Genomic DNA, 18889 nt, shown 5'->3' with positions numbered 1-18889 from the left:
ACGCGGGGGCCGAGTTCTCCGAATTGCGCCTTGCGCAGATGCGGGGCTTGGCCCGGTTCATCCTGGATTCCGCTGACGAGATCGATCTGCTCCTGCGCCGCCGTCGCGACGCGATGCAGCTCGAGGCCACGGCCGCGCTGAGGGAGTTTGCCCATGCGGCTGAATGATGCGGTTGACGCGGTCACCGGGGAGGTCTTCAGGGATGGCTGGAGCCGGATCCGGGGCTCGATGCAGGGGCTGCACGTGGCCAAGCAGAGCCAGCTTGTGCGTGCGGCGGCGGGGCACCGGCCAGCGGTCTTCAAGGCGATCCGGGGCGGCGGCACGCATACCAAATCGCAGCTCGCAAACCAGCTTGATTATCTGACCACAAAGTCCACCCATATCGTGGACTCGAGTGGCTTCCTGGATGGCAAGGCGAAGCTCGAGGCTAAAGACATCAAGGACCTCACCGAGCGCTTTGCCAAGCGGTGGGATGCGGGCTTCAAGCCCAAGCTCGGGCAGACCACCCACATGCTCATGTCTTTCCCCATCGGCACGCGCGGTGAGGATGTGCGCGATATCGCGACGGATGTGGCCGAGCGGTTCTTCCAGAGTGATGCGGGGCATTTCGACTACATCATCGCGGTGCATGAGGACCGCGATCACCCCCATGCGCATCTGGTGCTGAACCGCCGCTCGCAGGAAGGTGAGTTCTTCTTTTTGGGGCGCAACCACCGCTTCAACTATGACGACTTTCGCCTCGCCATGGTCGAGGAGGCGGAAAAGTATGGCGTGCGGCTGGAGGCCACGCGGCGGGTAGATCGGGGTGTCGTGCATTACCCCGCCACTACCCGCGAGGTCTATGCGGCGAAAGAAGAGGGGCGCGCGCCCCGCGAGCGCGAACGCGTGGGGGCCGACCTGACGCGGACGCTGGCGGAGATCGCCAATACCAGAACTGTCTACCACTCGCTTGCTGCGGAGGCTTCGCGCGAGGCCCGCGAGGATATTGCCGCAGCCCTCTTCCGCGCGGGCGAGGTGCTGGCGCGCGGCGGGCAGGTGGACCGAACAGGAGATGTGTATATGGCCGAGGATCAAAGTTTTGAGGATTTGAGAAGCCTCTATGCGGAGAAGCTCGCCCGGGTGCAGGGCATGATCGCCGAGAAGTCTGACGCGGAACGTCCCGTGCTGGAAAAACGCCTCATCGAGATTCAGACGCAGGTCCAGCACATGCAGCCGCTCGGATTGCGTTCGAGCACGTTGTCTGAGGCACCATCGGAGGGAGGGGTCTACTCAGAGGCAAACATCCAAGAAAGCCAGTTAGAGCGCCTCACTGAGCCGCGCCTGCGGTCGCGCATAGACACCGCCCTGCGCGGCACTGGGATCAGCACAGCGGAAGTGGTCGCCCGGATCGAGACCGGGGCCTCGAATGCGGCTCTCGAGCATCAATGGATCGCCGATGATCTCTCCAAGGTGGCTGAGGCGCGCGATCTGAACCTCGAACGCCGCGCCGATCTGGAACAGGCGCGTGACATCCTGAATGACGTGCATGTCGAGCTTGGCACGCTTCTGGAACGGGAGAACGTGCTGCGCCGGGATGGGGTCGTGGAGGAGAAAGCGGTCAGCGAGCGGTTCCACTATCACGAGGACGCGGTCCGGGCGATGGAAGGGACAATCCGTCAGGAGATGCGCGCAGACGGCCTGACAGCGCAGCAGATCGAGGACCGGGATTGGCAGGTCGTCTCGCGGGCGGAGCGCCGGATCGAGACGGAGCAGCGCGCGTATCTCGAGGCACACCCGGAGCTGCTCGCACGTCCGGGCGATGTGATCGACCGGTCTGAGCCCTACAGGGAGTCCATCACTGATGCAGCCCGCGCCAGCGAGATCACCCGCGAGGTCGACCGGATCATGGAGGCACGCGAACTCCGCACGTCCGTTGCGGATGCGGTCGCCGATGACTTGCGTGCGCGCTATCCGGACATGCCGTCCCACCTCGCCCGTGGGCTCGGCGCGACCTATGCCGCCGTTGTGGAGATCCGGGACACTGAGGCCATCAATCAGGTCCGCCGCGAAACCGAGATGCGCGAGGGGCTTGGGGTTGGCACGCGTGACGAACGTCTAGCCGCCGGCGGTGAAACTGCGCCGCAGTCTGACCGTACCGGCCGCCTCACAGACGAGATTGCGCGTGTCCTGGAGCATGAGCGGGCGGGGGAGTTGTCTGCGCCCTTCGAGACCGAGGCGGAACGGGATGCCTTCCGCGAGGAGATCGCACGGGTGCTGGACGTTCGCCAACTCGTGCGGCTCACATCCGGTGATGCCGATGCGCTGGACAAGGTTCTAGAGGACCGCCTCGACCGGCTTTATGTCGCCAAGGTCTACCTGCAATCCGATGCCGCGACGGCCAATACGGAGGCCTTGCGCCAGGTGGTCGATGATCTTGCCGATGCTGAGTATGAAAAACACCGCGCTGCGGACGTGGATGGCGAGAACGAGCGGGGCCAGGTCCATTGAGCGCCGCCATGGGAAAGGCGCGGATCGCCACGGGCGTCCTGCTGGTGACGCTGGTGACCGCCGCCATAGGATACACCATCGCCTCGGCGGTGCTGACATACCAGGATCTGGGCTTCGGGGCCGAGATCGACTTTGCCTATATCGCGCAGAACTATCTGGCGATCCTCGATCGCCGCCCAGAGGATGCCCAACTCATCCACCTGATCATCGGCAGCTTCGCCGCAGCTGGCTTGATGCTGAGCCTTGCTCTCTCGGGATCCGCCCTGACACGGTTTGGCCAGACCCATTGGCAGAGCGCGCGCGAAATGAAGGCAAACGGTTTTTTTGGAGAGCCAGGGACCGGATTCATCCTCGGCAAACTCGGCAATCCTAAATCCCGCGCGAAATACATTTGCTCCAAGGTCTTCCCGCATGCGCTGATCGTGGCTCCCACGGGTCGCGGCAAGACCACGGGCTTTGTCATTCCGAACCTGCTGACCTGGCAGGGCTCCGCAGTGACGCTCGATGTGAAGGGGGAATGTTTCGAGGCTACGGCCCGGCACCGCGCAGCCCAGGGCGACAAGGTCTATCGCTTTGCCCCCACCGATTGGGAGGGCAAGCGCACGCATCGCTACAACCCGCTCCTGCGCATCTATCAACTGAAAGATCCCGCGCGCCAGCAGATGGAACTGCAGCTACTGGCGACGCTCTTCCTGCAAAGCGACAACGACCGGGTGCAGGGGTTGCTAAAGGGCGGGATCGATCTCTTCGTGGCGGCCGGCCTGTTGGCGTTCCAGCGTAAGCGCCCCACCTTGGGAGAAATTTACCGCATCGCCGCGTCTGGCGGGAACAAGCAGAAGGAGTATTTCGCGCGCGGCCACGAGGTGGAGAACAGGGCCGCCAAGCTGATCTTCACGCGTCTGGCCTCGACCAACAACGACACGCTGACCTCATACGTTTCGCTCCTGATGACCTCGGGGCTCGACCAATGGCAGAACCCGGCTATAGACGAGGCGACGGCGGTGTCGGACTTTGATTTCCGGACGATCCGCAAGAAGCCCTTCTCCGTCTATCTCGTGGTCCAACCGTTGATGGTGAAGCCGCTGGCGCCGCTGATCCGGCTCTTCTTTTCCGATCTCCTCTCCGCCATGCAGGAAAAGGATCCCGGCCCCGACGAGCCTTGGCCGGTGATGATCATGCTCGATGAATTCAATCGCTTGGGCAAGATGCCGATCGTGGTCGAAAGCATCGAGACCCTGCGCACCTATCGCGGCCACCTGGCCGTGGTCACCCAGACCATTCCCGCCCTCGATGAAATCTACGGCGAGAACACCCGCCGCGCCCTGCAGGGCAACGCCGGCGTGAAGCTCTACCTGACGCCCTCGGATGAGAAAACCGTCGAGGAACTGAGCAAGGCGGTTGGCAAGACCACGAAGACCGTCATCACGCGTTCGCAGTCCATCGGCAAGAACCCCTTTGAAGGGCGCAGCCAATCCACGCGGACTGAAGAGAGCTCGTTGTTGCCTGAGGATGAGGCGCGCCGCCTGCCGCTCGATGAGATCGTCATGGTGATCGATGCCCAAATGCCTGTCCGGGCAAAACGGATCCAGTACTTCGATGATCGGCTGTTCAAGGCGATCCACGCGGCGCAGACGGGCGATTTGCCGTTTCCGGAGCCGGGGGGAGGGGGGCCGCAGGGCAATCTGCCGCTGAGTATGCGCGCCATGCCGATGACACCGCCACCGGATGGGTCAGGCGGACCCGAGGCCGATGTTGAGGCCGCACGTCAGGCTGCTGATGGCAAACCGTCCGGGCAAACTGATGTCGCTCCAAAGAAGACTGCGCCTGTAGTTCAAGCTGTTGTCGCAGATGAACAGCGCCAGATGGAGATGGATTTTGGGGGCCAGGTCGCGGATGCTGAGACAGTGGGCCTGGATGATGAGGCGCAGATGCGCTCTGCTGTCGATGGCTTGGAAGAAATGGAAGCGATGTTGCGAGAGGACGGTGGTGAAAAGCTGGTTGTTCGATAGGGTGGCGGGCATGGCGACCTGCGTGTAGCTTCCGTAACGCTGAATGTCACAAACGATGCTTTTTGACCCCGAAAAAAGGGGCTGGTTTGCATGACCGTTCGATCTTTCGCTCGGAACGTCGTGGGCAGGGACCAGCCATTTCCACCTTGTTCAGATTATGCCCCGAGACGGCGCAGCCGCTTGTCGATCTCGGCGGGGGGTAGGAAGACCGCCTCATCCGCCCGCCAGATTTGCAGGGCGGAGACAAGAAGCCTGACATCGCAGGCTTCGGCGGCGTGCAGCTCGTCGATGATCCAGAGGACGCCATGAACGCGCACCGCGCGAGCGGTGGCGACCTTGCGCAGAAGGTTGTCGCCGGTCAGGAGGATGCCGTTTTCCTGACAGGTTGTCGTCACGAGGGCGAAGCAATCATTGGCCGACAGGCGACTATGTTCCCGCTTTAGAGCGAAAACCCGCGCGACCTCTTCGCCCGGCAGATCGTAGGTGGCGAGGCCACCGTCTTCGAGCATCCGCCATTCCTGCGTCGTGAAATCGAGCAGCTCCTCCTCACGGATGGGCAGGGGCACGATGAAGCGATAGGGCAGCCGCAGCAGGACGTGCAGCAACTCTCCCTTCTTCAAGTCGATCAGGCAGGACGCATCATTGACGACAACACAGGTCACTGGTCACGAGGCCCCCTGATGTCGCGTTCGACAACGCTCAAGGGGAGCCCGAGCATCTGCGCCGCCCGCACGGGGGAAATCATCTCCTCGCCGAGCGCGCGCCAGACGAGGCGCTCGAAGCGCTGCGGCTTCTCGAAGGCCGCAAAGCCCTCGCCTAGACCGATAGGCTCCGGCTCCTCGCGCCGCCAGCTTCGCGCATAGGTCTTGAACGCATATTCCACAGCACTTTTCGACAGGATGCCCACCTGGCCGAGCCGCACGAGCATCGCGGCGGCGGAGACGCCATAGGTGCGCTTGAGCCGCATGATCTCTATCCAGGTCATGCCGTGTCGGTTTCGGCCAGCTTCCTGTTCCAGATGCTCACGCGGAATGAGGAACGCCCCCGCGAAGCGGTGCATCGAGGGTTCCTTTTTCAGCGCGGCATTGCCGGTTTCGGTGATGATCCGGTGCGCGAGTTCGTGGGCGAGGTTGAAGCGCTTGCGTTCGACATTGGTGTGCCGCGAGACGACGATAACTTCAGTCGGTGCGCCCTCCGCCCGTTCGACATGACAGGCCAGCCCATTGATGCGTTCGGGAAGATCGGCCTCGATGACCTTGAGCCCCTTGTCTTCGAGCAGGGCGGTCATACTCGGGATCGGGTCGATCCCGAGTTTCCACTCGCGCCGCACGTCCCACGCCTTGGCGTCGATGGCCTCCTCATCGGCAATCTGATCCACGCGCAGATCGGCAAAAGGGTCATCGGCAAGGTGCAGATCGAGGATGTCCTCGATGGCGAGATAGTCTTCGAGCTTCTCGATCACGATGGATTCGGCCATCGCGCGATCCTGCGCCGAGGCGGTCGAGTTCTTCCGCCACTCGACGCTTTCCAGGGCTTCGACCTGCCCGCCGAGCAGAAAGTCCAGAGACACGCCGAGCGCCTTGCCGAGGCCGACCAGCACCGACGAGGACGGCATCATCTTGTCCGCCTCGTATTTGCTGATGGCCTGCGCTGACACGCTTGGGGTTACGCGCTCCGCGAGCGCTTGCATAGATAGACCCGCCCGCTTGCGGGCAAGCCTGAGTCTTTGTCCGAACATGAGCCTCTCCCGGCGGTTATTTCTGTGGTTGATAAACGCCACATTATACTATATATTTAAACACAAGGTTGGCGAATCGTCAACCGAAATCGACATATGAGGTTTGAAATGTCTAAGAAAAATCAGCATGTTGTGCCGCATCAGAGCGGTTGGGCAGTGAAGGGGGCGGGTAGTTCCCGCGCGTCTTCCGTCCACGGCACGCAGCGCGAGGCCATCACGGCCGCGCGGGAATCCGCCATTCGTCAGGGCAGCGAGATGCTGATCCACGGCGAGAACGGTCGCATCCGCGAGCGCAACACCTATGGCAAGGACCCGTATCCGCCGAAAGGCTGAAGGGCATAAGCGGAATGGATGTCAGGATGAGCAGCGGTGGGAACGAAGGGCAGATACGTCGCATCCTCTCCATCGACGGGGGTGGGATCAAGGGCACGATGCCGGCTGCGTTCCTTGCGGGGCTCGAGGAAGAGCTGGGCCAGCCCATCGGGCGCTATTTCGATCTCATCGCAGGCACGTCGACGGGTGGCATTATCGCGCTTGGCCTTGGTCTCGGCCGCACGGCAAAGGAACTGCTCGATCTTTACGAGCGTCGCGGGCCTTTAATCTTCGGCCAGGACAAGGCGGATGATGAGTCCCCGGGGTGGATGAAGCAGGCCTGGCGCACCCTCACCGCTACAGGGCGGCACGCTGTCGGGCCAAAGCACGATGCAGCAGTTCTTGCCCGCGAGCTCAAGGCCGTTCTGAACGACGATCTGATCGGGCACTCACAGACCCGGTTGGTGATCCCAGCGTGGGATGCCGATCTCCGCAGCCCCTATATCTACAAGACCGCGCATCACGCGCGCCTGCAAACCGATTATCGCAAGACTGCGCTGGATGCTGCTCTGGCAACGGCAGCGGCACCTACGTATTTCAAGCGACATCGCACTGCTGATGATATTGGGCTGACCGATGGCGGGACATGGGCCAACAACCCCACGGCCATTGCCGTCGTCGAAGCCATCACCCTTCTGGGGTGGCATCCGTCAGACCTGCGCATTCTGAGTCTGGGGTGTCTGGACGAGGTCTACATGCTGCCCGAAAGGCCCGGGGTTGCCGGTCTCGGGCTCAAAGTCCTCAACCTTTACGCGGATGGGCAATCACATGGCGCCCTCGGTATGGCAAAACTTCTGACGGGACACCCTTACGATGGGGATCGCATCTACCGCATCTCGCCGTCTGTCCCGAGTGGTTTTTTCACTTTGGATGACACCACGAAGATCGGCCGCCTGAAAGGCCTCGGCATGTCAGAAGCACGAAGAGCAAAGCCCCACCTGACCCCGATCTTTTTCACCCAGCCCGCCGACGCCTTCGTGCCGGTCTATCAACTCAAGGAGAATGCGGCATGAATCAGATGTTGCGACAGCCGCTGACCGACAGTGACATTCGTCGGCGCACGCAGATATTCACCATCCTTGATGAGATCGGCGAGGATCTGGACCTCACCGAAACCCAGTTTGATCGTGCGCGCCAGAGTTATGGTGCCGTCGGAGACTGGCTGTCCGCATCGGCTGATCCGCTACTCGTCAGTGTTATGGTCTATCTTCAAGGGTCTAGTGCACTTGGAACGGCCGTGAAGCCGATCGGGAGGCGGGAATTCGATGTCGATCTCATCTGCTTTTGTCCAGGTATCGCTTCAGGCATCTCCCCGGCTGTCCTAAAAGCGGCAGTTGGCAATCGGCTGAAGGAACACGCCTCCTACGTGCGCATTCTCGAAGAAAAGAAGCGCTGCTGGCGTCTTAACTATGCGGGGGACTTCCATCTTGACCTGTCCCCGACTATCGCAAACCCGGCCTGCATCAACCGGGGCGAGCTGGTGCCCGACCGGGCTTTGAAAGAATGGCATCCGACAAATCCGAGGGCCTACAAGATACTGTTCGACGAGCGCGCGGCACTTCAACCTACCTTTGTGGGTAAGTTCATCGCCATGCAGCGGGACGAGGCGAAGGTAGAGCCATTCCCAGTCCGAGAAGCAGTGAAGGGTATCCTGCGCCGCATCGTGCAATTGCTCAAACGGCACCGCGACGTTTTTTATGAGAACAACACGCAAGACGTGGCCCCGATTTCCGTCATAATCACCACCCTTGCAATGCAGTCCTATGCCTATTGCGTGCGCAAGCACGTCTTCCAAGACGAAATGGACCTGCTCGTCGAAACGATCCGGATGATGCCGCACTTCATCGACCGCCCTATTCTGGACGGACGGCGGGGCTATGCCATCCTGAACGAGACTACCAACGGGGAAAACTTCGCAGACAACTGGAATAAGGATGAACGCCGGGCACCAGCGTTCTATGCGTGGCATGCGCAAGCCCTGTCCGATTTTGAGGCCCTTCGAGACGCAGTCGGTCAGGACCGCTTGTCCCTGAACATGGAGCGTTCGTTCGGTTCTGGTGTCACCGGACGGGTCCTCGGCAATCGCGTCAATGCGGTGTCGGATGGTCGCAAATCGGGTCTGCTTTCTGTCGCACCTGTGGTCGGGCTGACGACATCGAAGGTCGCAGCATCAACCACCGTGCCCGCAAATACGTTCTTCGGTGATTGATGATAGGACGAGGCGTGCAATGCGACCTGACCCTTTCGCAGCAGCTGCTGTTCCTGAAGGCAAGCCCGGCTATCAGTGGTGTGGGGCAGGTCCGCGCAAACAAATTGACATGGCAAGAGCCAATACGACCGACCGCCTTGGCGCGCTCCTATCTTGCCACTATCACGTTTCAGCTGGGCCAAACGCCCGATGTTCAGATAAACGACCCGGATCTGGAGTTGCTGGCGGCAGGGCGTCCTTTGCCTCACGTCTACAGAGATCCGCTGCGCCTCTGTCTTTATCTTCCAGGTGCCAGGGAATGGGAAGCGCGGAAGCGGATCGACCAAACCATCATTCCGTGGACTTACCTTTGGCTCTATTATTTCGAAGATTGGCTTTGGTCAGACGACTGGAAAGGTGAAGGGCAACACCCCGGCGAAGAGCCTGATCCAGTTGGCAATCGGGCGATGCGCAGGGCCGTGGCTCGGTGCTGAAATTGTCCATTCGTTTTTGGCCACGTGCCTTGTGCCGCGAGGGTCAACCGTTTAGCGATGACAAAACCTGCGGCGAAACCTTTGCGGTTTGGCAAGTTTTTGTCTCTGTCGCCTCACCGCCTTCCGAGCCGACCTAGTCTGGAAAGCTGATCCAACATTCGGGCTCCCGTGCCGGTCTTGTCACCGGACGGACCTGCAGTTGCACCGCTCGCTGAACCTGGGCGGCTTGGTAAAGTCTGCACACCAAAGAATTGGCGCGCGCGCAGGGCTGCGTATTCCGCCCCTGTCGCGCCCCCGATAGCGTATCGGTTGTAGACCTGCTGGCTACCTGCGAGCCCTCGGGCGAAGGCATAGCTTCCCCCGAACCCGGCCGACAGTGCTGGCATCATGATGTTGCCGGAGATCGCCCGAACCAGGAATGGCGTTGCGATGATGAACCCCTTTGCCATCAGCACCATCATGAAGAAGGGAATGAGCGCGCCGATGTTGGAGGCGCCTTCCGGGTCGCCAAGCTCAGCAAGAAGCGCCCGAGAGACACCTGTGATCGTCGCGAACACACCGGCAACTACGATCGGGTACATCGCAAAGGAAATCAGCGCCGAAAGCCAACGCGCGAAATAATCCTTGGTCACTTCAAAGAGGGTCAGGAAGATCATGACCGGCGCAATCCCGATCAGAAGAGCGATCATGAGCCGAGACGCAACGACAATGAATGCCGCCAAACCACCGAGGATCGAGAGCAGCAGAACGCCAAGGGTGTCCAACAGGGCACCGGCCATCCAGTTCAGTTCAGACCCCGCGGCATTCAGATAATCGCCGAGCGCTGCAATCAGGTCGTCGAACTCCTCAGCAAAGGTACCGGACGGACCGGGTGATCCGCCGCCGACAGACGCCACAAGCGATCCTGCAATGCTGTCGATTCCATTCAAGATCGCTGCGGCAAGGTTGTTGAACTGGACCCAGTTTGTCGCGAAGACACCTATCAACCCCACTTTCACGGCGAGCCAAAAGGCCGTGCGCCCGTCCATCGCCCGATATTGGTAGATCGTGTTGATGAAAACCAGGATGACAACGAGTGTCGTGCCGAGTACGAGCATCGTTCCGACTGTTGCGGCAACCGCGCCAAATTGAGTCTCGGCAGCGGTATTGAGATATCCTTCAGCCGTTTCCACGAAGTAGGTGACGACGCTCATGGAACCCTACCAGTTTCCAGCGGCTTGGCAGATTGGCATGGCTTCGCGCCGAAGCTCATTTGCCTGCCGTCGGTAATCTGAAGTCGCTTCCACGATGTCCCAGTATTCAGATGCGGCGAAATGCTCGACGAAGACGCCTTCAGCTGCCTTCCATGACGGATACCGCGTAGGACATTCACAGCTTTGGGCTTCAACGATGCGTCGCATGCTCTGAGCCCGATAGATTTGTTGTATCAGGAGCCGTTTGTGGGACTCGCGTACATCGATGTCTTGCATCCACTGTGGTTCGGGAGGCTGGTCTGGGCAGACATCCGGCTGGTTGTCGAGCGTTGGGATCAGGTTCCGTTCGGCGACGCCAGCGGTCGCGCCGAGAACGACGAGCAGGCTTCCGATTGCAACGGCTCGCATCATTCTGATGCCGCCTTCGTACCAGCAGTCTCGCGCTTCAAGAACGTGGTGTAGCCGTAGTCACCGGCCTCGGCGGTGATGACTTCCCACCCCTCCGCGCCGCGCTCATTTAAGGCACTTCGCATCGCGTCGTAGTCCTTTTGCTTCTTCACCTGGAAGAACAGGATGTCATATTCAAAGGTCTTCATTGGGAAGCTCCAATCTCAGTTGCGCCGGGCAGGTAGAATTCGGTGATACCGCGCCGGCCGTCATGACGACCGGCCTGGATGATCACGTCGATGGAGTTCTCGATGTACTGGATCATGTCCGCATAGGTCATCGGGATCTCGGTCTTGAGCGCCGCGATCGCGAGGCGTTGGACGGCCAATTGCGGGGTTTCGGCATGCAGCGTGGTCATTGAGCCGCCATGGCCCGTGTTGATGGCTTCGAGGAAGGTCATGGCCTCCTTGCCGCGCACCTCGCCGAGGATGATCCGGTCGGGACGCATGCGCAGTGTCGCGGTCAGAAGCGCATCGGCTGACTGGAACTCCGCATCGCGATTGGCGATGAGGGTCACGGCATTCGGCTGGGTCGGCAGAAGTTCTGCGGCTTCCTCGATGGTGACGATGCGTTCCTCGGATGGCACGTGAGAGAGGATCTTCCGCGCAGCGACAGTCTTGCCGGTGGAGGTGCCGCCCGAGACAATCATGTTGAGCTTGTTCTCGACGCAGAAGGCCAGCGCATCATCGATCACGCCTGCGGCTACGACCTCACGCAGTTCCCGGGTTTTCTCGAGGCGGAGTTCTTCCAGCTTGCGTTCCTTGCCGTAGAGGAAATCAAGCGCAATCCCGTCAAGCGGTAGGCTCGAGAAGAACCGCAGGCTGATCGACATGGCCGAGAGAACAGCAGGCGGCGTGATGACCTGTGCTCGGATCGGTCGGCCTTTGTAATTGATCGAGACCGAGACGATCGGCCTGTCCTTGCTCAGCGTGGTATTGGCCGAGGAGGCGATCTGGTTGCCGAGGTCTTTCACTTCGGTTGTGGTCAACGCCTGGTCCAGCTTTCGCATGAAGTGATCGCCCTGGAATTCTCCCCAGCAGATGCCATCGGGATTGATGCAGATCTCGATCACGTCGTCGCGGGCGGCGGCGTCGATCCGGTCGAGGGAGGTCTGAAGATAGCTCAGCGACATGGGCTCAGAATATCTCCAGATCGCGGTCGACCATCACCGTGACGCGGTCGCCCTGGTCGACATAGATGACGGGACCGATGGAGAGATAATCGCCGATGACGCTGTCCGTCGCATCTGCCAGATCATCGCCCACGTCTTCCAGCACGTCCGCAGCGGTCTCGTCCTGTACATTTGCCGCAGCGGCGCTTGGGGCCGCTGAGATCAGAGAAATCAGCGCCGCCGAGCCGAAGCGTTCGTCAAAGCGCGTGTCGACAAAGCCGGTGACGCCTGAGCGGCCAAGTTCATCGCCCCCGAAGGAACTGATCTGGATGGTCTGGTTGTCAGGCAAAATGATCCGGTCCCAGGCGATGGTGACGCGGCGCTGCGCGATATCGACGCCGGAGCGATAGCGCCCGATGAGGCGGGAGCCGCGCGGGATCAGGAGGCGGGAACCATCGAAACTGTAGACATCTTCTGAGACGACGGCCCGGGTCTGGCCGGGCAGGGAACTGTCGAGGGCGGTTTCCATGACGGCCTGGATCATGGTGCCCTGGATGATCGTGTTGGAGGGATTGGCGATGACTTCGGCCTGCGTGACGGACGTGGGCAGCGCGCCGTTCAACACGAAATCCGTCACCTCGCCAAAGGTGCGCTCGGTCAGTGCCGTTTCATTCGCGCCGGAGGTGCCGCCAAAGGCGATGGTGGGTGAGGTGATGCGTCGTTCCTGAAACGCACGCTCCTCGGCCGCGCGGCGTTCAAGTTCCGCGAGCCGTCGTGCTTCTTCCTCGCGGCGGAGCCGTTCTTCTTCCCGCGCGCGCAGCTCGTCCTCGGTCGGGCCAACGGGTGCGGGGAGGGGGCGGTTGGCCTCGAGCTGTGCGAGTTCGAGGTCCATGCGGAGTTGCTCCAGCTCGCGATCGCGCGCCGTGAGCTCATCGCGAAACTGCTGCTGTGCGGCTTCCGAGGCGGACTGCAGGGCGGCGATCTGGGCGGTCAGCGCATCAATGGCTTCGGCGGCTGCGGTATCCTCTTCCACCACCGGCTCGGGCGCGTCGCGTAATTCTTCAATCTGGGCCCGAAGGGCTGCGAGCTGGGCCAGAAGCTCGGCGTTGGGTTCCACCGGTTCCGGCGCGACCAGAACCACCTCAGGCTCAGGCGGGGGCAGGGTTTCGATGGCACCAAACCCGTCACCTTCGTTCTGGAACACGTCGGGCGTGGCCGTGGCCAGGGCTTCTTCCTCTTCGGGTTGGGACATGAGATAGAGCAATGCACCGCCCGCGCCGATCACGAGGACGACGACCAAAGCGAGCAGCGGTGAGCGCCGTGGGGCAGGGGGCGAACCAGCGCCCTTGCCTTGTTCTAGAGCAGCGAGGCGTTTCTCGAGGTCTGCGTTTCCAGTATCGCTCATGAGCCTACCCCCGCAGGTGGTGTGGCCTCGATGCAGACCACCTCCTCTCCGATCCGCAGCACCCATTGTCGGTTCACGCCTGAAACCCGGATCACGCCGTCCTCGGTGGCTTGCGTGTTGACCGTCCGCTCTCGGCCATTCGCGTAGCGGAAGATCGCGGGCACCGGCGCATTCCGTGGGAATTCGAAATACGTAAACGTCCCGTCATCCCAGACGCGGGTGGGGGTGAACTCGGTCCGCGCGCTTGCACCGTAATTATAGTTCGGCGCTTGGGCCGCGATGGCACGTGTGGGCCGTGCATTGTCGTCCGGATAGCGGAACTGGACCACGTAAAAGGTTGGGCTGCGGGTCTCCTGGACGTTGAAATAGTAGCTCCGCCGGTTCGTATAGACGGTCACATTGGTATGCACCCCGCGCGCGACGGGCTTGATCGCGAAGGCCTGACCGCCCGGCACGCCGTCAATCTCGAAGCCTTCCGTGTCGCCTGCGATAATCGAGCGGATGCTCTCGCCTTCCCCGAACTCGACCGTGGTCACATGGGTAAGCGACACGCTGAGGCGGTAGACCTGACCTTCTTGATATGTTGCCAGCCGCACCCGATTGTCATTGGGCCCGCCACGCGGGATGGCTTCGGCGAAAGCAAGGCCGGGCAGTAAGACCAACAGGCCAGCAACAAATAACTTACGGAACAACCATGCGTTTCCGGAATGAGTCGCGTCGCCAATACCCTGCCGCGCTGCGCGCTCTCGGGACATTGGCGACGAGATACTTTGATGTGAATTCCAGAAACGCATTAATTCTCCAATCTGTCGGAGCGGATGGAATATTCGAGGACCGTGAAGCCGAAGGGGTTGGTCCAGACCTCATCTATGGAGCGGCGGGTCTCGGGGCGGAACTCGAAGAGGAGCGTGGCGGTGAAGAGGCCTGTCTGGACACCATTGAGGGATGTCAGGCGCTTGCGCAGGCGCACGGTGGCGCGGTTGGTTCCGATCCGGTTGATGCTGAGGATTTCGACATCAAGCCTGGCATTGCGGCCATAGACCGTCGGCGGATAATTCTCGTTGGCGCTGTTCCAGATCTGGCGCAGCCCGCTTTCGGCCGCCCCATCCGAGCGGCGCAGAACACTGCGGATACGCAGATCATTGTCGAGCTGGTTGTAGACCTCGCGGTCGGTCACATATCGGAAGACCTCCGCCTCGATGATCGCCTGGTTGGCGGTCACCGAAGTAGCGCCCACCGAGGCCTCGGGCAGGGCAAAGCCTGTCTCGGGATCATAGGGCACGACCACAGGCGGCGGATCGACATCCAGAATTGCGACAGTCGCCGCGCTCAGGCATCCGAGAATGCCGAAGATGAGCCCGATGAGCCCAAGGCGCTGCCAGAGCCGTTCGCGGCGCAGCGCACCATAGACCAGCTCTTCTTCGATGATTTCTTGTTCACTCGCCACCTGTCACAACCCCGCTCGGCGTTTCGAAACAAGCGGCATCGGTTCTTCGCTGCCTCTCGCTGCGCTCGAACGCGAAAACCGATACTTGATAGTCTGGGTCAATTTCGAAACGCCTTAATCAGCCCGCAACTCGGGCAGCGTGAAGTCCATAAACCGCTGCTCCTCGGCGATAGTGGCGGCATCGATCACACCGCCTGTGCCGTCACCCACGGTTTGTACGGCCTCAAGCTGCCACATGGCTACGAGGGCAATTGCCAGCTCCGCCGTCACCCGCGTGTTGAGGTCGATGCTTTCCTTCAGTTCGTCCATGTCATCGATGAGTCCGACAAGGCGGTCGACCCGCTCGAGCGATTGCCCCGCGTCCTCATAGCTGTTCTGGGCAGCGGCCGAGACGAGCGCGCCGGTTGTTGCCTGCGTCGCCACACGGTTCGCGCCCGGATTGCCGCTGGTGGCCATTTCCGAGAGGGTGCCGTCGTCAAAGCCGAGATCGGCCAGGACCCGTTCCATCTGGGTTTCGATCTCGCCCGCGCCGGAGCCCGATAGGCCAGAGAAATCCCCCGTCTTGATGGCCTCAATTGTGGCGAGGATGTCCCCGAACTCCTGATCGAGCAGGCCGTTCAACTCGTCTTCCATTTCCGTGCGGATGATCTCGGGAAGTTCGGCGAGGCGCGTCAGTGCCTCATAGGTTCGTTGCAGCTCCGCGAGTTGGTCCGTGAGTGTGGCAAGCTGTTCGCGGAGCTGCGTCAGCTGCTCGTTCTGCAGGATCTCGTCTTCGATCATCTGCCGGAGCTGCTGGATGTTTTGCGCGATGTTCTGGGTGTCGACGACGGGTACGCCCTGTGACAGGGCAGGGGAGAGGGTGCCGAGATGCAGGCAAGCCCCAAGCGTTGTGGCCAAGGCCGTTCTCAGAAACATCCGTCCCATCATTCAATCTCCCTGATCGTGAATTCCATGAAGGCGCCCTCGGCCATGCGGGCGCTGGCCTGTGCCAATTCCTCGGCCGAAAGCACGCGGGTCCGCGCCGCTTGAAGACGAATACGCGCGGCGACGAGACGCACGAGTTCGGCGCGGGCATAGGTGTTGAGCGCGACGCTTTCCTGCATGTCTTCCGTCTCGGAAATCCGCTCGACGATATCCGCAATGCGCAGGGCGGCCTGCCGGATCGCAGCGGGTGAGTTGTTGCCATAGAAAGCCGCGCCATGCCCGGTCATCGAGAGGTTCGCATTGGCGAGAAGCGCCGGATCGATCGTGCCGAGCGCTTCGATCCCGCCGATGCGGCTCAGGTAGAGATTGTAGCGTTCGGGGATGACCTGGACGTAGTGCTGGGTCTCGCGGAAGGGTGGCACGCCCCCATATTCGAACACGCGACCGGGTCCGGCGTTATAGGCGGCGAGCGCATTGATGATATTGCCGTCAAAGGTGTTGAGCTGGGTGGCGAGATAGCGCGCGCCGCCATGCACCTGCAGGTAGGGGCTGTCATAATATTCCGGGTTGATCCCGAGATCGCTGGCGGTGCCGGGCATGATCTGGGTGAGGCCAAAGGCGCCAACGGGCGAGCGCGCACCGATGGTAAACCGGCTTTCCTGCCAGATGAGCGCCTGTAGGAGTGCGCGCCATTGGACTGGGGAGAGGCCCGCGCGGCCCACGCCCGCGAAGCCGCTGGTTTCCTGGGCGACGCGGATGATGAGCTGCTCGATGTTTTCGGCGGCATCCCCGAACATCTGTGCGCCGCCGGGATTGGGGTCGATGTCGGCATTGCCGTAGACCGCTTCGACGGAACGGGCTGGATCGCCGCTTCCGGTTTCCAGCCCTGAAATCATCGCGGGCAGGCCCTGACCGCCGAAGCTGGTCTGGGCATCGAGGATGCGTTGCAGGGTTTCCAGTTGGTCGCGTTCGATCTCGGCAATGAGTTCGCGCACGGCAAGCTTGTCCGCCTGAACGGCCAAGTCAGCCTCGCGATCGCCTGTTTCGACGATATCACGCGCGGTCAGCCCACTGTCATTGGTCGGCACGCCTTGAGACAAGGCGAGACCGGGCAGCAGGCAAAGTGTCAGGATATGAGGCAGGCTAGACTTCAATGTTGCCCTCCGGCGCATCTAGAGGCGTAAAGGTGCAATCAGGCGCGACAGGTGCCGTGGACGCGAAGAAGGTGAAGCAGTTCGCCTGCGGTTCCTGGTACTGGGCGCAGGAGGCCAAAGCGCCGAGCGCGGTTAGAAGAAACAGAGTACGAATCATGAAAGCCTCCAAAAGTCTGGGCGGTCGCGGTAATCGGCGCCGACCAGCGCCTCGCCTTTTTCCATGCCGCCGAGGATGGTGAGATTGGGCCCGAGGGCGCTCAGATCGGCATCGACGACGATTGAGCCCTGATCGTCGCGGATCAGTGCGAGGCGGCTGTTGCTGCCCGTGTTGAGAAGGACGTCGAGCTCCTTCTCCGTGAGGTTCAGCATGGCGTAGTCCGAGGCATTGGCGCGGATATTGGGCAGCAGGATCTGCGTCGGCACCGCCTCGACGATGGTCTTGCCGGTCCGCGTTCGCTCGAGCTGACTGGCATATTGCGTCATCATTACCGCAACGGTGTTCTGCTTGCGTGCGGTTACCAGCCAGTTCGACAGCCGCTCGGCGAAATACGCGTTGTCGAGCGCTTTCCAGGCTTCGTCGATGACGATGATGGTGGGGCGGCGGTCCTCGATCTCGCGCTCGACCCGGCGGAAGAGATAGGAGAGGACCGCCATCCGCTCTTTCTCAGCCTCGCTGTCGAGAATGCCGGTGAGATCGAAGCCGACCACATCGCCTTCGAGTGAAAACGTGTCTTCCAGCGTCTGTCCGAAGATCCAGCCATAGCGGCCCTCTTCGGTCCATTCGAGCAGACGTTGGTGCAGATCGCCGCCATCATCGGTGGACACAAAAAGAGATGCGAAGTCGCGCCAGTTTCGCAAGGCTGGGTTCGTGGCCTGCGCATTCTGGCGTACGACTTCCTGAATGCGATTTGTTTGCGCGGGCGTCAGCGGCTTGTCGGCACGATAGAGTAGGGTGGCGAGCCAGTCCGAGAGCCAGGCGGTGCCGCGCGCATCGGTCTCGGTCCAGAGCGGGTTGAGGCCCGTGGGTTGGCCGGCTTTGAGCGATGCGTAGCGCCCGCCATTGGCGCGGACCGCCATCTCCATACCGAGACGGTAATCGAAGACGAAGATCCGGGCGCCCGCGCGACGGGCCTGGGTCATCAGGAAGGCCGAAAGCACAGACTTACCTGACCCGGGCCGCCCCATGATCAGGGTATGGCCGCTGGTGGGTTCTTTGTCGGGTGACCCCTGCTCGTGATAGGAAAACCGGTAGGCGCTCTGCTCGGGCGTCGGGAGATAGGTGATGACCTTGCCCCAAGGGGTTTTCTCGGCCGGTTTGCCGAGCTGGGTCCGATGGAACGCCGCGAAATCCGCGAAGTTGCGATTGGTGATCGCGCTGGCACGCACGCGTTTGGGCTGATTGCCGGGATGCTGGCTGAGGTAATGCGCCTTGGCCGCGACTCGCTCGCCGATCATCTTCACGCCTTCGGCGGCGGCCGCATTGACGATTTCCGCGCTAAGGGTCTGCAATTCGTCCAGCGTGTCGCAGAAGATTGTCACGACCATGTGGTGCTCGCCAAAGCTCTGGCGCTTGGCCTCGAGATCATCTGCGGCGATATCGAGCGCTTCCATCAGCGAGAGCGCCGCATCTTGGCTGGCCTGCATCTGACGCTTTTGCCGCTTGATGCGGCCCGCCATGAGGTTGGAATTGATCGGTGTGAAGGAATGGGTGACAATCATGTCGACCGGCAGGTTCAGCATGTCGAACATGGTGCAGGAGGTGGCTTCGGAATATTCCCCGATTGTGAAGCTTTTGCCGAAGCGATGCCCCACGACTCCTTCGGAGAGCTCGAAGTGATCGCCTTGAAACGTCACTCGCGTGTTGGCGACGTTGAAGGACAGGAAGCCATAGGTGTTCGCCGGATAGAGCGGCAGTTCCTG

Annotated in this window: 19 protein-coding genes and 1 pseudogene; 7 read left to right on the top strand and 13 right to left on the bottom strand. The window is 61.4% G+C overall.

Annotated elements, in window-relative coordinates:
• The 3 genes and pseudogenes from RBB32_RS21410 to RBB32_RS20460 form a co-directional block, all read left to right on the top strand.
• Window positions 1–167 (top strand): annotated as a pseudogene (locus tag RBB32_RS21410) (transposase); the annotation flags it as partial.
• Window positions 154–2487: a relaxase/mobilization nuclease domain-containing protein gene (locus RBB32_RS20465; protein ID WP_306155492.1), complete on the top strand. Its 2334-nt coding sequence runs from the start codon at window positions 154–156 to the stop codon at window positions 2485–2487. The pseudogene RBB32_RS21410 and the gene RBB32_RS20465, both read left to right, overlap by 14 nt.
• A gap of 8 nt (window positions 2488–2495) precedes the next feature.
• Window positions 2496–4496: a type IV secretory system conjugative DNA transfer family protein gene (locus RBB32_RS20460; protein WP_306155497.1), complete on the top strand. Its 2001-nt coding sequence runs from the start codon at window positions 2496–2498 to the stop codon at window positions 4494–4496.
• 155 nt (window positions 4497–4651) lie between these two features.
• On the opposite strand, the gene RBB32_RS20455 is transcribed toward RBB32_RS20460, so the two are convergent.
• Both RBB32_RS20455 and RBB32_RS20450 read right to left on the bottom strand, forming a co-directional pair.
• Window positions 4652–5158: a type II toxin-antitoxin system VapC family toxin gene (locus RBB32_RS20455; protein WP_306155490.1), complete on the bottom strand. Its 507-nt coding sequence runs from the start codon at window positions 5156–5158 to the stop codon at window positions 4652–4654.
• Window positions 5155–6234, bottom strand: a complete 1080-nt coding sequence (locus RBB32_RS20450; protein WP_306155488.1) for an XRE family transcriptional regulator — start codon at window positions 6232–6234, stop codon at window positions 5155–5157. Before RBB32_RS20450 ends, RBB32_RS20455 begins: the two co-directional genes overlap by 4 nt.
• Before the next feature lie 108 nt (window positions 6235–6342).
• Here RBB32_RS20450 and RBB32_RS20445 point away from each other — a divergent pair, with 108 nt between their 5' ends.
• From RBB32_RS20445 to RBB32_RS20430, 4 genes are read left to right on the top strand one after another with little or no spacing between them, the layout of a single operon-like run.
• A complete protein-coding gene (locus RBB32_RS20445; RefSeq protein ID WP_068248055.1) occupies window positions 6343–6567 on the top strand; it encodes a DUF2188 domain-containing protein in 225 nt (74 codons plus the stop codon).
• 14 nt (window positions 6568–6581) lie between these two features.
• Window positions 6582–7619, top strand: a complete 1038-nt coding sequence (locus RBB32_RS20440) for a CBASS cGAMP-activated phospholipase (protein ID WP_306155485.1) — start codon at window positions 6582–6584, stop codon at window positions 7617–7619.
• Entirely contained in the window at window positions 7616–8815 is a 1200-nt protein-coding gene (locus RBB32_RS20435) for a nucleotidyltransferase (protein WP_306155483.1), read from the top strand. Before RBB32_RS20440 ends, RBB32_RS20435 begins: the two co-directional genes overlap by 4 nt.
• 14 nt (window positions 8816–8829) lie before the next feature.
• On the top strand, window positions 8830–9288 hold the full coding sequence (locus tag RBB32_RS20430) for a hypothetical protein (protein WP_306155481.1): 459 nt from the start codon (window positions 8830–8832) through the stop codon (window positions 9286–9288).
• A gap of 113 nt (window positions 9289–9401) precedes the next feature.
• On the opposite strand, the gene RBB32_RS20425 is transcribed toward RBB32_RS20430, so the two are convergent.
• From RBB32_RS20425 to RBB32_RS20375, 11 genes are all read right to left on the bottom strand, one after another.
• The gene (locus tag RBB32_RS20425) at window positions 9402–10481 is read right to left on the bottom strand and encodes a type IV secretion system protein (protein WP_306155480.1); all 1080 of its coding nucleotides are present in this window, start codon (window positions 10479–10481) and stop codon (window positions 9402–9404) included.
• A gap of 6 nt (window positions 10482–10487) precedes the next feature.
• Window positions 10488–10892, bottom strand: coding sequence for a hypothetical protein (locus RBB32_RS20420; RefSeq protein WP_306155478.1), 405 nt, complete (start codon window positions 10890–10892; stop codon window positions 10488–10490).
• Window positions 10889–11077 carry a hypothetical protein gene (locus tag RBB32_RS20415; RefSeq protein ID WP_306155476.1) on the bottom strand — a complete coding sequence of 63 codons (189 nt, stop codon included), beginning with the start codon at window positions 11075–11077 and terminating at the stop codon, window positions 10889–10891. Before RBB32_RS20415 ends, RBB32_RS20420 begins: the two co-directional genes overlap by 4 nt.
• Complete coding sequence (locus RBB32_RS20410) at window positions 11074–12060, bottom strand: ATPase, T2SS/T4P/T4SS family (protein ID WP_306155474.1); 987 nt, start codon at window positions 12058–12060, stop codon at window positions 11074–11076. Before RBB32_RS20410 ends, RBB32_RS20415 begins: the two co-directional genes overlap by 4 nt.
• Before the next feature lie 4 nt (window positions 12061–12064).
• Entirely contained in the window at window positions 12065–13444 is a 1380-nt protein-coding gene (locus RBB32_RS20405; RefSeq protein ID WP_306155472.1) for a TrbI/VirB10 family protein, read from the bottom strand.
• Window positions 13441–14136, bottom strand: coding sequence for a TrbG/VirB9 family P-type conjugative transfer protein (locus tag RBB32_RS20400; RefSeq protein ID WP_306155470.1), 696 nt, complete (start codon window positions 14134–14136; stop codon window positions 13441–13443). Before RBB32_RS20400 ends, RBB32_RS20405 begins: the two co-directional genes overlap by 4 nt.
• A 101-nt stretch (window positions 14137–14237) precedes the next feature.
• Window positions 14238–14891, bottom strand: a complete 654-nt coding sequence (locus RBB32_RS20395) for a virB8 family protein (protein WP_306155468.1) — start codon at window positions 14889–14891, stop codon at window positions 14238–14240.
• A 114-nt stretch (window positions 14892–15005) separates the two neighbouring features.
• Window positions 15006–15815, bottom strand: a complete 810-nt coding sequence (locus RBB32_RS20390) for a type IV secretion system protein (protein WP_306155495.1) — start codon at window positions 15813–15815, stop codon at window positions 15006–15008.
• Window positions 15815–16903 carry a lytic transglycosylase domain-containing protein gene (locus tag RBB32_RS20385; RefSeq protein ID WP_306155494.1) on the bottom strand — a complete coding sequence of 363 codons (1089 nt, stop codon included), beginning with the start codon at window positions 16901–16903 and terminating at the stop codon, window positions 15815–15817. The genes RBB32_RS20390 and RBB32_RS20385 overlap by 1 nt, the downstream gene beginning before the upstream one ends.
• A gap of 55 nt (window positions 16904–16958) precedes the next feature.
• Window positions 16959–17126 carry a hypothetical protein gene (locus RBB32_RS20380; RefSeq protein WP_306155467.1) on the bottom strand — a complete coding sequence of 56 codons (168 nt, stop codon included), beginning with the start codon at window positions 17124–17126 and terminating at the stop codon, window positions 16959–16961.
• Window positions 17123–18889, bottom strand: a 1767-nt coding sequence (locus RBB32_RS20375; protein ID WP_306155465.1) for a VirB4 family type IV secretion system protein, incomplete at its 5' end; no start/stop codon positions are given. The genes RBB32_RS20375 and RBB32_RS20380, both read right to left, overlap by 4 nt.

Origin of the sequence: Roseovarius sp. MMSF_3281, assembly GCF_030733685.1 — a bacterium.
Taxonomy (GTDB): domain Bacteria; phylum Pseudomonadota; class Alphaproteobacteria; order Rhodobacterales; family Rhodobacteraceae; genus Roseovarius.
The sequence above is the reverse complement of the archived record's forward strand: the minus strand, read 5'-3'. Positions and strand labels throughout refer to the sequence as shown.